Below are 13,917 nucleotides of genomic sequence, written 5' to 3'. Positions count from 1 at the left end.
ATATCGTTCAAAGAAGGCTGCCTATCTGATTTAGCGGCTACAAATGTCCGCAGTTGGGTCGTAAGCTGAAAGTCTGGTCCTATAAACAGTGCTCAATCAGCCGACCTCGTCCGCCCTTACTCCGCCGCCTCAGCCAACTCTGCTCTTTGCGGGCCGCGGATGAGACCGCCGGGTGCTTCTCCGGTCCATTTGCCCTCGCGGAAGGTCACCACGCCGTTCTTGATCGTATAGGCGTAACCATCTGCCTTTTGCAGCAGACGTTTGCCGCCAGCGGGCAGGTCAAAGGCGAGCCATGGGCGGCCCAGCTTTAGGCGCTCAATATCGATGACGTTAAGATCCGCGAGATAGCCCGGCGCGATTACACCGCGATCTTCCAGACCATACAGCACGGCGGTGTCGCGGCATTGTCGCTTGATCGCATGCTCAAGGCTGACCTTTCCGTCGCGTTTCCGGTCGCGCACCCAATGCTGCAGCATGAAGGTGGGCGAGGCAGCATCGCAAATAGTGCCGCAATGCGCGCCGCCATCGGACAGGGAATTCACTGTGTCATCGGCCTGTTGCAGGGGCAGCAGGAAGTCGAGATTACCATCGGCATAATTCAGGATGGGCAGGTAGATGAAGCCGGTCGCATCATCGCGGCACAGCATGTCATAGGCGTATTCCTGAGGATCGACGCCTGCCGAGATTGCCCGCGCATTCACGCTGGCGCTGGCATCCGGTTCATAGTCGAAATCGGGATCCATCTCATATTGCAGCGCCCAACCTTGGGTGATGACCATCACGACTTGGATGATGTCGGCCGGGGCCTCAGAATAGTCATTTGCCTCCGACAAAAGCTGGGCCTTAAAGGCGGGATCGAGCAGTTTTGCCTTCTGCTCGGGCCAAGCGAGATCTTTGATCTCCTGCCAGCTAGGACGGAAGGCGAAGGGGTTCACCGTCCCTTGCCACGCCATGATGATGCCATTTCCGCGCAGCGCGATCTGAGCAACGATGTTCGCGCCATTGTCGTTCTGCGCCCGCATTTCAGAGATTTGTTCTTCCAGAGGTAGCTCTTTGGCAATGGATTGCAGCGCAGCGAATGTAACCGGAATACCAGCCTCGCGGCTCAACTTCCCCATCCACTCAAACTCGTTCCAGTCTTTTTGCAGGTCGCTAGCCATCTCGAACACGGCATGGCCGCTCGGCCGCTTGCGCACGTCCCATGGCACGGCCAATTGCGACAAGCTCGTCAGCTGTGGCTGTTGTGCCAGGGACAAGCTCACCATCGACGGATTTATGCAGAACCGTGCGTGAGGTGGAGAAACCGAGTGCGCCTAAGCACGTACACCTTCCTCAACGATTTTGCCCATCGCCTCAATGTCGTCATCGGTCGGGACCGCTCCGGGTTGTTCGCGGTCGCCCAACACATAAGCGCGCACTGCGCCGTGAGGCACATGTGTGCCGATATCCATGGTTCGCGGCAGCTTCTCTAGCGCATCAAGATATTCGGGGAATGTCTCCCAATCCCATGTAATGCCCTCAGCCAGAGCCGTGCCGGGAATGTCCTCCACTCCTTCCATCAGGCTGATCAGCCATTCGTGTCGATCCGGCTTGGCGGGCGCAAAGCCAACTCCGCAATTGCCCATGACGGCGGTGGTGACACCGTGCCAGCTAGATGGTGCCATTTCCTGGTCCCATGTGGCCTGACCATCATAGTGGGTATGGATGTCGACAAAACCGGGCGTAACGATTTGTCCGCTGGCGTCGATCTCTTCCGCGGCGTCACCGTGAATGTCGCCAACTTGCACGATGATACCGTCCCGGACTGCCACATCGCCTGCGAAGCTTTCAGCCCCGGTGCCATCGACAATAGTGCCGCCCCTGATGATCAGATCGAATGCTGGCATGGTTCTCTCTCCTCTATAGAGAACGAAAGTGTCTCAAGTGCAGAGCTATGTCCAGTGCATCATGGCATGATTAGCTTAGGTTCGATGCGGCATCCTGACGAATAGCAACGCAGCCAATCCGGCGGAGAATAGCAAGCAAATGGAGGCCATTCCGATCCTCTGGTCGTTGAAAGCGGTGGTAAATATCTCCACCAGCAATGGTCCCATCCAAACAGTAATCGTTCCTGCAATCGCGTAGAGTCCGAAAAACTCGCCGCTGCGGCCCGGCGGGGCCAAGGTTACGAGCATCGCGCGGCTCGAAGAAATACTGGCAGTGGCCATGACCGCGACGATGCTGACGAGAGACAGATAGGCCAGGTCCGAGAGTGACTGGAAGACCAAACCATCCCACACCTGATAGTTTGCGATCGACCCAAAGAGCAGGCTTTCTTGCGTGACGGAGAGCTGAAGCGAAAAGGCCAGCACCATGCCCAGAATCTCGATGATCAGCGCGTTCTTCACACCAACCTTCCCGTCTAACCAGCCCCCGAAAATTCCACCAAGGAAGGCCCAGGCTGATGCGAATATCGCAAAGCAGAGCATTTCGAGGAAACCCCAATCGAGGAACAACGCGACGTAAACGGCGCTCAATGCCAGTAGTGCTGCCATGCCATCCTGATAGAACATGCGAGCGACTAGAAACTTCGCGAGATCCGGATATTTGGTCGCTTCACGCACGGTCTTCAGGACAGCTTGAGACCCCGTGATAACGGCAATTCGCCAACTTGCGCTTAGCTACACCGGGATCCTTGGCATGAAGGAAAAACGGGATGGAAAAGACTGCGAGCCAAACCGCGCAGATGGGCCCAACTATCCTGGCATGATCGAAGCTGGAAAGGTCAAAACCGAATTGCGGCTTGAGGAACGGCCATTGGATTGCGCCGGGCAGAATGAACAATACGGCGATGGCAAGGAAGATAAGCACCGCCGCCAAATTGCCGAGGCCCAAGCCAAGACCGGAAATCATCGAAAGTCGCTGTGGCTCACCCGCGACCGAGAGCATCGCATTATGGGTGACCTCAGAATAGGTATAACTAACATAGGCGATCACCAGCAGCATCATGATCGCCCATACGGGCAGGCCAGTGCCGCCGGGCTGGGCGAACCAGAGCAAGGCGGAGCAGACCACTATTGTGCCCAGTGAGAGCGCGAGTACTGGTTTCAGTCGTCCTCCACGATCCAGCGCGGCGCCCAGAAATGGAGCGGTCAAAGCGGCAATTAATCCAGCCCATTTGGTAACCGAAGCGATGGTCGCCTGACCTTGAGCGTTCGCCGTTTGCCGTGCGGTTTGTGGATCGAGGCTGTCCAATTCCCCGCTCGCGAGCAGGTCCGCGCCGATAATATCTCGCGCGAAATAGGGTGCAAAAATGTAGATGACGATCAGGATGTAATACGGGTTGCGCGCCCACTCAAAGACAGCCCAGGCAAACCCGGTTCTACTTAACGCGCCCCCTTCACCGTGAGCAGGGCGGCCAGGAATTGTCGGGGCAGGGTCAGGCGCTTGCATAGCTTCGATCCTGACAGTTAAGCTGCTTGCGCTTCTAGCTCTTCATCAGTTTCCGGCGGGTCTAAAAAACCACGGATTGCCGCCACGCTTTCATCCTTGTGGCTGAGCAGGAACAGATGCCCTCCGCCCTCCATCACGACCAATTCAGAATTGGGAATCAGGCTGGCCAGGAATTTGCCATTGGTCAGCGGAACGATGGCATCATCGTCGCCCATCATGATCAGTGTGTCCTTCTTCATGAAGGGCAGGGCAGGCGCACTCGTCCAACCGAGCATACACAGCAGTTGATACATGTAACCGCGCGGGGAAGGCGGGGTGAGGCGCGACATATGGCCGGATTTACCCGGACCCGCGCCAAGGCCTTGACCATACAGTGTTTCAAAGTTCTTCTGCATGAAAGCAGGATCGATATAACGGCGCGGATTGGCCATCTTCGTCAGCGCTTTCGGGCTGCCGGGCATCATCAGCATACCTGCACTGGTCGCGATCAACACGAGACGGCGAGTGCGGCCAGGATGCTGAATGGCAAAATGCTGAGCCATACCGCCGCCCCAGCTGATGCCCATCACATCAACCAGATCGACGCCCAGTTGATCGAGCAGCTTTGAGGCCGTCCAAGACATCGTCCACGGTGTGTAAGGAACAAGCGGATCAGGCGATCCGCCAATGCCGGGCATGTCGAACATGATAAAGGCGCGCTCTGGCAGAGCAGCGGCCAGCGGCGCAACCGCTTCGATATTCGCGCCAATGCCATTGAAAAACAGGACGGGCGGATGCTCCGATGCCCTATCCAGCCGCCACGTAGCGACGCGCAGGGAGCGACCGCCTACATCACGCAGGCCGACTACGGCGTCCTTCATTGCGTCGTCTTTCGAGGCCCGGTCCAAGTTCTATTCCCTTCAATACGGCTGACGCGGCATTCATCGATCCCTCATGAACACCGCCTCAATTGCAATTTTTTGCAGCCCCCATGCTTTCGCTAAAGGCGCTTTGGGCGTTACACCTCTTCCACTACGTACAGACCAGGGGCTGCGTCCAGCGGCTTGTACTTTGTGCTCCCCAGCTTTTGCGGTGCAGTTTTTGTCTTACCAGAGCGTTTCTGAACCCACTCCATCCAATACGGCCACCAGCTGCCTTTGACCTCTTCGGTCCCTTGCAGCCATTCATCTGCGGTCGGCGGTAGCTTACCCTTCTTCTTTTGAATGAAGTACTTGGCCTTGGGATTGCCTGGTGGGTTCAGGATCGCTTGCATATGGCCTGACTGGCTCAGGACATAGGTTACATCCTTGGATCCAAACAGTTCGGTAGAGCGATATGTCGCCTTCCAAGGGGTGATGTGGTCTGTGACCCCGCCCAGAATGAACATGTCGGATTTGACCTTGGACAGATCGACCTTGTGATCGGCCATCTCAACTTCACCCTGTTTTGTGAAGGCGAGTGTTTCAAACAATGTGAGGAAGTCAGCCATCAGACTACCTGAAAGGTTGGTTGCATCCGCATTCCAGAACAGCACATCAAAGGCTGGCGGATCCATGCCAAGTAGGTAATTGTTGATCACATAGTTCCAGATCAAGTCATTTGGGCGCAGCCAGGCAAAGCCGCGGGCGAGGTCATCCGCCTTGATAATGCCCGCCTTTTCCGCGCGTTTGCGGGCCAGCGCCATACCGTTTTCAGATACGAGCGACGCTGCCTCCACGTCCGTAGGCTTGGGGTGCAGCACGCAAACCATCAGCGTCAGTGTTCCGAGCAGATCGCTCTTTTGCGCGGCCAGTTTGGATGCCAATACCGAGGCGGTTTGACCGCCGGAACAGCCCGCTGAAACATTCACCTTTTTAGAACCAGTGATCTGAGCCACGGCTTCCATCGCCTCTTCGCATGACCGGATGTAGTCCGCCATGCCCCACACGCCCTGTTCCTTGGTCGGATTGCGCCAGGAGATAACGAAGGTTTGGATGCCGTTATCAACTTGAAACTTCACCACGGATTTATCGGGCGACAGATCGTTGATGTACATCTTGTTGATCTGTGGCGGGATGGTCAGCTGCGGGACTTCATGCACTTCATCTGTGGTCGGGGCATAATGCACCAGTTCCATCATGTCTGTGCGTAACACGACGGAGCCCTTTGAAATTGCAATATTTTCACCAATTTTGAAGGGTCGCTTATCGACCTGGCTGACCATGCCTTTGTTATTCACGAGGTCATTATAGGCGTTTTGCAAACCCTTGATCAGCGACAGGCCGCCGGAATTGATCACCTGCTTTTGCGCGATTGGATTGCCGATTAGCGAATTGGTTGGCGAAAGGCTGTCTAGGATGATGTTGGAAATGAAATTGGCGCGGTTGCGCTCCAGCTCATCAAGCTCCAACTCCTCAAGCCAGCTGCGCATTCCCTTTTGCACCGCCAGATAATATTGTGCGCCCGCCTTAAAGAATGGATTGAACTGCCAGGCGGGATCCATAAACCGTTTGTCTTTGGGGTCTGGCGCCAGCTCACTCTTGCCGGTCATGATCTTGACCACGTCTTCGCCCATGCTTTGCGCGTGCTTCATAAGGCGTTTCGGATCAGATGCGGTCTCACGCAGCAGCAAAGCGACCGCGCCGACGAAATCCTCGCGCGCCACACCAATTAACGGGCCCAAGGCATTGGTCGATTGGGCTGCTTCGTTTTCGAGTTTTACGGTGCTTTCTGGCATCTCATCCCCTCTGCTGGCTTCTGCGGAGCCATTGGTATCATCCATTTACATGATTCAGCCACACTCTAACTCAATGTCTAACAGGGGCAATAGGCTGAAGTTTTTGCTGGGCAATCGCGTCCGTGAAGGGCGACTTAGAACAATCTCAACGATTTTTGGCTATTTGCCGTCCCCTAAGTGAATTTACGCAGATCGCCTGCACATTCGGAAGGGACAGTCACTTCAGTGGCCGGATTGTTTTCAAAACTAACCAAATCCGCAGCGGAGCCGGAACAGGAAGTGCCTGAACCAGCGCCGCTCAAGCCTATCAGTGCGAGCGATTTGCAACGTCGGGTGGAGCTGCTCGACAGTTTGGAAAGCGCTGGCCTTGGATGGTTTTGGGCGAGTGATTCCAAAGGTCGGCTGATCTATCTTTCTGAGGCTGCGACCCAAAAATTGGGGCTTGAAGAGGGGCAAAGCGCGGTCGGAATGCCCCTTTCCGAACTGTTTTTGCCGGACAATGATCAAGCCGCCGAAAGTTCTGAACGGCCACTGAAATTTGTACTCGCGGCAAGAAACTCGATTACTCCGATGACGGTTCGACTTGCTGGGACGCAGGGCGAGGTCTGGTGGGAAATTGCTGCCAAACCGCAGTTTGACGAGAATGATCATTTCACTGGTTACCGCGGAAGCGCGAAGGACATCAGCGCCACGCATGAAAGCCGCCGTGATGCGGAAAAGCTCTCCAAATTCGATTCGCTAACCGGTCTTTCCAATCGTTACCGCATGACGAAGCAGCTGACTTCGACGCTGACCGCCTTCCGGTCCGCGAAACGCAGTGTTGCACTGATGATGTTGGACCTCGACCGTTTTAAGCAAGTCAATGACACCATGGGACATCCCGCGGGTGATGAACTGCTCAAACAGGTTGCAGCGCGGCTGAAGCGGCTGATCGGTGATCGCGGGGAAATAGGGCGCCTTGGTGGTGACGAATTCCAAGTCATCTTGCCTGACATCGATGATCGCGGGGTGCTTGGTGATTTAGGGCAGCGCGTGATTCAAATGCTCTCACAGCCTTACTCGATCAATGGTATGCGCGCGGTCATTGGATCTTCCATGGGCATCGCAATTGCGCCCTATGACGGGATCGATGCCGACGAATTGGTAAAGGCCGCTGACCTAGCGCTGTATTCGGCGAAAGGTGAAGGGCGCGGGCAATACCGGTTCTACTCCAGCGATCTCAAAGAAGGGGTGAAACACCGCCACCGGATTGAAGAAGATCTGCGCGATGCGATCGCCAAAAACGAACTGCAAATGCACTATCAACCGATCGTAACGGCTGAGAAGCATACGGTCGAATGCATGGAAGCGTTAATGCGCTGGGAACATAGTGATCGGGGTATGATTTCACCCGGGGACTTCATCCCAGTGGCGGAGGATGTCGGGATCATCCGCGAATTGGGTGAATGGGCGCTGCTTGAGGTGTGCAATCAGGTAAAGCTCTGGCCAAAGTCAGTCCGTGCGGCCGTGAATGTTTCGGCAGTTCAGTTCGCATCCGATGATTTTGTCAAAGTTGTTCGTGGCGCGCTGCAAACATCAGGCGTCAATCCTGCTCAGATTGAGCTGGAAATAACAGAAAGCGTATTCGTCGGGGATCTGGACCGGACATTCCGATTGTTCCGAGAGCTCAAGGAACTCGGCGTCAAACTGGCGCTTGATGACTTTGGGACGGGGTATTCCTCGCTCAGCTATTTGCGTGATGCGCCTTTCGATAAAATTAAAATAGATCAGAGCTTTGTTCGCGGTTGTTCAGCTGATGACAACAACAATGCCGCGATCATTGCTGCCATTGTCAGCCTTGCAGAAGCGCTGGACATGGAGACGGTTGCCGAGGGCGTTGAGAACAAAGACGAGCTTGCGATGGTGCAAAAGCGCGGCGCCAGTCATTTGCAGGGCATTTTGTTCTCACGCGCTGTGCCAGCGCAAGAGGTTTTGGACCGTTTTGAACGCGGCGCGTTTGAATATGAACCGTTGGGGCCTGAAAAATACCGACCGGATCGCCGCACGGAATTCCGAAGGATTGGATTGATCCACGATGATCACCGTTACAAAGTGATGTTGCGGAACCTTTCCAAAACGGGCGCAAAGATCGAAGGCCTGTTGGATGTTCCATTGGGGACTCAGGTCGTTCTGGACTTTGGCGGCGGACAGTTAGCAGTAGCAACTGTGAAGCGATCCGAGGGCTTCAGCCAAGGTGTCGAGTTTGAGACCCCGCTGATTAATGATGGGGCCGACGGTCTGTGTACACGCCACCGCGTGTCGCCTTACCAAATTGAGGCAGTTGGGCGGCCGCTGACCTCCTTGGGTAATGATGCCTATGCGGCGCTTGCCGACAATGTCAAAGGGGCGAGTAAGGCGTTCATCGAGGTCGACATCAGCGGCACTGCAGGGGTCGCAGCCTAGCAGGCTATTGAAAACGCGGTATTGTCCTTAGACCTTCCCAATTATGGTTTACCGAAATTAACCATGAAACCGAGTGCTCACCCGTAACCACTCTTTTTCGAAACGCGCAGGCTTGGTTAAAACGCGCTAAAATCAGGCCGAATATCGCTGCCCAAATTAACGGTTTCCTAAGCGCCTTCGCGCCAATCCCGGTTTATGAATTCGCCGGTGAAACCATTGCATCTGGACCACGATGAGAAGGGCGCCAATCGCCCTCGCGCTGCGCGTATTCCTTCGGCGCAGACAACTGCGATCTCTAAGCAAGGTGGAGAGGGCAACGGCACTCCATCGCTCAAAAATGGGGCCGAGGCTCCCAATCGCACCAGCGATGATCGCCGCGGGCCGGAGCGTGTGCGTACATCGATTGCACCGGAAACCGTACGCGAAGAGGCTGCTTCCAACGCTGAGCATAGCTATTACCTGCCACCGCGACCGCGCGTGATCGCGGGCTTTCTGCTCATTACATATGTGATTGCAGGGGCGATTGCGGGCGCGGTCCCGCTTGGGGCCTTGGCGATCATTGGCGTAGTTTTGTCTGTTGGCATTTTCGCGCTTGGAGGGACTCTTTCCGCCTTCGAACGGCGCGACGAGACGCCTTATTTCATGCGGCTCGTGGTGTTGTTCACTGGCGTTGCCATCCCGATGCTCAGCGCGGGTATGGTGCTCGGTCTGTGGGTGCTCGAAGGACTTGCATGGCAGTGGGCGGTTGGCACGATCGTTTGTATCAACGCTGCCTGTGCTGCTCTGTTCGGGATGCGCATCGTTTCGTTGTTTACCGCAAAGTTCGGCGTTTGGGCCGGTTTTGCCTTGGTCGATCCAAGTCCGTTGACATTCTCGGCATTGGCTGGCGCTGCGATCGTATTGATGCTGGTCGCGCGGTTTGAGTGGCTCAGCGCCCATCGCCGCCAAGTGGCCCGTGAGGCGCGAGAGCGGCTCGCCTCGCGGGCAGAGGACATTCTTCGCAGCTTTGAAGAAACCGGCCAAGGGTGGTTTTGGGAGACTGATCGGCGCGGTCTGATCAGCTATATCTCCCCCTCGGCTGCGGAAATTCTGGAAAAGCCCGTTGAAGACATCCTAGGGCGACCACTAAACGCTATTGTCGATATGACTTCGGGACCGTCAGGGGCAGAACGCACCTTGACGTTCCACCTTTCGGCGCGTTCTCCGTTCAATGAGGTGGAGCTGCGGGCAGCAGGGACCACGCCAGAACGCTGGTGGGCCCTAACCGGGCGGCCGGTCTACGACAGTTTCAAGAATTTCTGCGGCTTTCGCGGTCACGGCTCCGATCTAACCGAGCAGCGCCGCAGCGAACAGCAAGTCTCACGCTTGGCCCACTATGACAGCCTCACCGGGCTGGCCAATCGGATGCAAATGTCGCAGTCGCTGGAGCGTATCTTGGGCTCGCCACGAGAGCGTGATCGGGCATGTGCACTGATGATGCTGGACCTCGATCGCTTCAAGCAAGTCAATGACACCCTGGGCCATCCGGCGGGCGATGCTTTGTTGAAGCAGGTGGCTCAGCGGTTAGAACGCACGGTAGGCAGCAAAGGACGCTGTGGCCGTTTGGGCGGCGATGAGTTCAAAGTCATCATTCCCGGATATAATTCGCGTGAAATGCTGGGCGACCTTGCCAATGAAATCATCGCAGTCCTCTCTCAGCCTTATTCCATCGAAGGGCAGAGCGTTGTCATAGGTGCTTCTATTGGTGTTGCGATTTCGCCCGAACACGGATTCTCGAATGAGGAGCTGGTCCGCAATGTCGACTTGGCCCTGTATGCCGCCAAAGATGCTGGGCGGGGTACGTTTCGTTTTTATGCAGCGGACCTGCATTCTGCCGCAGAAGCGCGCGCGCAGTTGGAAAAAGATCTGCGCGAAGCCATCGCGCAGGGGCAGTTACAACTGTTCTATCAGCCGGTCGTCTTTGCGGGGAACGAGAAAATTACCGGTTTTGAGGCATTGCTGCGTTGGCATCATCCGACCAAAGGTTGGCAGTCTCCGGCGAAATTCATTCCGATTGCAGAGGACGCTGGCCTGATCGATCAAATCGGCGCTTGGGCGTTGCGCACGGCCTGCGCTGATCTGGCGCGCTGGCCCGACAGCATTCGCTGCGCCGTCAATGTCTCTCCGCTTCAGTTCTCAAACCCTGAATTGCCGACCATTGTCGCGAACGCTTTGGCGCACAGTGGGATTGAGGCCTCGCGGCTTGAGCTGGAAATCACGGAAAGTGTTTTCCTCAATGATAGCGCCGGTACCGAGGCCATGTTCGCCAGCCTGAAACGGGTTGGCGTGCGTCTTGCGCTTGATGATTTTGGCACGGGTTACTCATCGCTGGGGTACCTGAAAAAGGCACCGTTCGATAAGATCAAAATCGATCAGAGCTTCGTTCGCGGCGCCACAGAAACAGGCAGCCGCAATGGAGCGATTATTGCCTCCATCACCAGTCTCGCCGAAGCCTTGCGGATGGATACGACGGCAGAGGGTGTCGAAACACTGGATGAGCTGGAGCTAGTCAGGCAGCTCGGCTGCAGTCATGTTCAGGGCAATATCTATCATAAAGCCTTGAACGCCAATGATGCGGGTGAGCTGGTGGCGGGCGATCTCGCCATCAAGGCAGATGGGCCGCGCGCGGCCCGCGCTCCCCGCAAGGTCTTGTTGCGGCGCATTATGGTCAGTTATGACGGCTATCGAGCACCTGCAACCCTGCGTTCAATTTCAGAAGGCGGGGCAATGATCGATGGGGTTTGGAATGTTCCAGAGGGCACCTTGATCAAGATTGACTTCTCAAAGGACCGATCAGTGAAAGCGCAGGTGCGCTGGTCCCGAGAAAGCAAGATTGGTGTTGAATTCGCAGCGCAATTACAGCGCGGCGCAGATGGTGGCTTTGACGTGCTGCGTGACGTTTGACCAATAGCAATCAGTAAAGAGATCAAGCGCCCGGCCGTTAGGGCAATAGTAACCATCGCGGTTTACATCTTAGTCAGCAGATAGTGTTTGCCGTCTGAGCAAATTGAAAAGGAACACAAAAGTGGCCCTGAAGGGTTTCTTATCATCAATGGGTGGAAATGGCTCGTCACGCAGCAAGCGCGGCGTTGCTGCTTCGGCGCTTTCCGATGATGAAAAACTGGCAATGCTTAATGACTTGGAACATTCCGGCTTAGGATGGTTCTGGGCGAGCGATGCCGATGGCAACCTTACCTATCTAAGCGGCGCACTTGCGGAGTGCATTGATGTTCCTTTGGAGGATCTGATTGGACAGCCGCTGGCTAGTGTTTTCAATCCTCGTGCGGGGGATGGGCGGACCAAATCGCTTCCCTTGGTGCTCGGCGCACGCAAATCGTTCTCTGGCTTTGTTGTCGAGGCGTCAAAAGGCAAAGCCAATGCCGTTCTACGTTTGGCGGGAAGGCCTGTTGAAGATGGCCGAGGACGCTTTACTGGGTTTCGCGGCACTGGTGCCGACATTACTCAAGAATTCCATCGCGAAGAAGAGACCTCTCGCCTCGCGAAATTCGATTCTCTAACGGGTCTCGCAAACCGCCACCGGATGGCGCAAATCATCGATTCCACGCTGACAGCATTTCAGACTGCTAAGCGCAGTTGCGCTGTTCTCATGCTTGATCTTGACCGGTTTAAGCAGGTCAATGACACGCTGGGTCATGCAGCGGGTGATGAATTGCTGCGGCAGGTCTCCTCGCGGCTCCAACGCTCGATCGATCATGAGTGCGAGATCGGCCGATTGGGCGGCGATGAATTTCAAGTGCTTCTGCCGGACATGGACGACCGCGGCGTTTTGGGCGAAGTCGCGATGAAAATCATCTCGATGCTCAAACAGCCTTACTCCCTAGAAGAAGGGCGCTGCGTCATCGGGGCGTCAGTTGGCATTGCCATCGCGCCTCACGATGGTGTTTCCCGCGAAGAGGTAGTTCGCGCAGCGGATCTCGCTCTTTACGCGGCGAAGAATGGGGGGCGCGGGCAGTACCGCTTCTTCTCAGGCGAGCTTGAAAACGAGGCGATTTTCCGCCGCGCGGCTTGAAGAAGGTCTGGGTGAGGCAGTGCGCGAGGATCAGCTGTTCCTCAAGTACGAGCCGATTGTTGCAACGCAGGGCATGAATGTGGAGGCGCTTGAGGCGCACATCTGCTGGAACCATGCGCAGCGCGGTGAAATCGATCAGGAAGAATTCGCCGGGATCCTTGAGGGCTCCAGCCAAAATATCGAAGTCGGCCGCTGGGCTATTGAGCAGGCCGCCCGCGATGCCGCCAATTGGCCAGAGACCGTGCGGGTTTCCGTCAATGTGCCGGTGCAATTGTTCAATTCTGACGGCTTTGTCGACGGAGTGGCTGACGCCTTGAAAGAGGCGGACATTGCCGCCGCACGGCTCGAGCTGGAAATACCCGAGGCTGTTTTCTTCGGTGACACTGATGGTGTAGACCGGACTTTGGCTGCTTTGTTCAAGTTGGGTGTTCAGCTAACCCTTGATGAGTTCGGCAGCGGCTATTCCTCGCTTGCTTATCTGCGCCGTGCGCCTTTCGATACGATCAAGATCGATGAACGCTTGATTGCAGAGGCTTCCGACAAGGATGGCCGCGAGCTGGGCCTGGTAAAGGCGATTGTCGCACTAGCTGGCGCTTTGGAAATGAACACCGTTGCCAATGGCATTGAGTCTATGGAATTGCACCGAGTGCTGGGTGAATGTGGCATATCCTATCTTCAAGGCCCGATTTACTCCGATCCCATTACAATCGACGCTGTCTTTGACGCGCTGACCGATGAAGCGTGGAACATCGAACCTGATAGCGACCGTACGAAGCGTGCGCGCCGCCGCACCGTATTTCGCAAGATTCAGGTGATCCACGATGATCACTCCTATGAGGTCACCTTGCGCAATCTATCGAAGACTGGCGCTTTGATCCAAGGCCTGGCCGATGTTCCTAAGGGCACTCAGTTCGTCGTCGACCTTGGCGGCGGTCAATTGGCGGTTACGACTGTGATCCGGACGAGCGCTGATACCCAAGGCCTCGAGTTTGAGCAGCACTTGATTGATGATGGCTCTGGCGGGTTGTGCACGCGCAATCGGGTCTCACCCTATGCTCTGGCATCTGCCGGTGCGCCATTAGCGGCGCTCTCTCAGGGGAGCTACAAGGGCATGGAGGGCGGTATGCTAGGCCAAGGTGGCGGCAGTGTGCCGCAGTTCGGCTATGCCAACACGCCAAAGCCTGAGGCGGCATAGTTCCTTCAGGTTTTGCATGCTCTTTTGAGGGTGTTGCGATTTTCGCGAATGACATGGGCAGCACGGCTCGCTAATTGGCACAGC

At 56.0% G+C, this 13,917-nt stretch carries 8 protein-coding genes and 1 pseudogene; 4 read left to right on the top strand and 5 right to left on the bottom strand.

Going from position 1 to position 13,917, the window contains the following annotated elements; genetic code table 11:
• Positions 1 to 116: 116 nt before the first annotated feature.
• The 5 genes and pseudogenes from AC0V6Z_RS12840 to AC0V6Z_RS12820 all read right to left on the bottom strand — a co-directional run bounded on the left by AC0V6Z_RS12840 (position 117) and on the right by AC0V6Z_RS12820 (position 6,172).
• Positions 117 to 1,886, bottom strand: a pseudogene (locus tag AC0V6Z_RS12840) (N-acyl-D-amino-acid deacylase family protein).
• 75 nt (positions 1,887 to 1,961) lie between these two features.
• Positions 1,962 to 2,603, bottom strand: coding sequence for an MFS transporter (locus AC0V6Z_RS12835; RefSeq protein ID WP_472638840.1), 642 nt, complete (start codon positions 2,601 to 2,603; stop codon positions 1,962 to 1,964).
• Entirely contained in the window at positions 2,596 to 3,432 is an 837-nt protein-coding gene (locus tag AC0V6Z_RS12830) for an MFS transporter (RefSeq protein WP_472638839.1), read from the bottom strand. Before AC0V6Z_RS12830 ends, AC0V6Z_RS12835 begins: the two co-directional genes overlap by 8 nt.
• A 17-nt stretch (positions 3,433 to 3,449) precedes the next feature.
• Positions 3,450 to 4,292: an alpha/beta fold hydrolase gene (locus tag AC0V6Z_RS12825; protein WP_472638838.1), complete on the bottom strand. Its 843-nt coding sequence runs from the start codon at positions 4,290 to 4,292 to the stop codon at positions 3,450 to 3,452.
• A 137-nt stretch (positions 4,293 to 4,429) separates the two neighbouring features.
• Positions 4,430 to 6,172, bottom strand: a complete 1,743-nt coding sequence (locus AC0V6Z_RS12820; protein ID WP_472638837.1) for a PHA/PHB synthase family protein — start codon at positions 6,170 to 6,172, stop codon at positions 4,430 to 4,432.
• Between the two features lie 180 nt (positions 6,173 to 6,352).
• On the opposite strand from AC0V6Z_RS12820, the gene AC0V6Z_RS12815 reads away from it, so the two are divergent.
• From AC0V6Z_RS12815 to AC0V6Z_RS12800, 4 genes are all read left to right on the top strand, one after another.
• Positions 6,353 to 8,569, top strand: coding sequence for an EAL domain-containing protein (locus tag AC0V6Z_RS12815; RefSeq protein ID WP_472638836.1), 2,217 nt, complete (start codon positions 6,353 to 6,355; stop codon positions 8,567 to 8,569).
• A gap of 207 nt (positions 8,570 to 8,776) precedes the next feature.
• Positions 8,777 to 11,512, top strand: a complete 2,736-nt coding sequence (locus AC0V6Z_RS12810) for an EAL domain-containing protein (protein ID WP_472638835.1) — start codon at positions 8,777 to 8,779, stop codon at positions 11,510 to 11,512.
• A 121-nt stretch (positions 11,513 to 11,633) separates the two neighbouring features.
• Positions 11,634 to 12,638 carry a diguanylate cyclase domain-containing protein gene (locus tag AC0V6Z_RS12805; protein ID WP_486176490.1) on the top strand — a complete coding sequence of 335 codons (1,005 nt, stop codon included), beginning with the start codon at positions 11,634 to 11,636 and terminating at the stop codon, positions 12,636 to 12,638.
• Positions 12,604 to 13,833 carry an EAL domain-containing protein gene (locus AC0V6Z_RS12800; protein ID WP_472638833.1) on the top strand — a complete coding sequence of 410 codons (1,230 nt, stop codon included), beginning with the start codon at positions 12,604 to 12,606 and terminating at the stop codon, positions 13,831 to 13,833. The genes AC0V6Z_RS12805 and AC0V6Z_RS12800 overlap by 35 nt, the downstream gene beginning before the upstream one ends.
• The last annotated feature ends 84 nt before the right edge of the window (positions 13,834 to 13,917 follow it).

Source organism: Erythrobacter sp. SN6-5 (genome assembly GCF_057364945.1).
The sequence above is the reverse complement of the archived record's forward strand: the minus strand, read 5'-3'. Positions and strand labels throughout refer to the sequence as shown.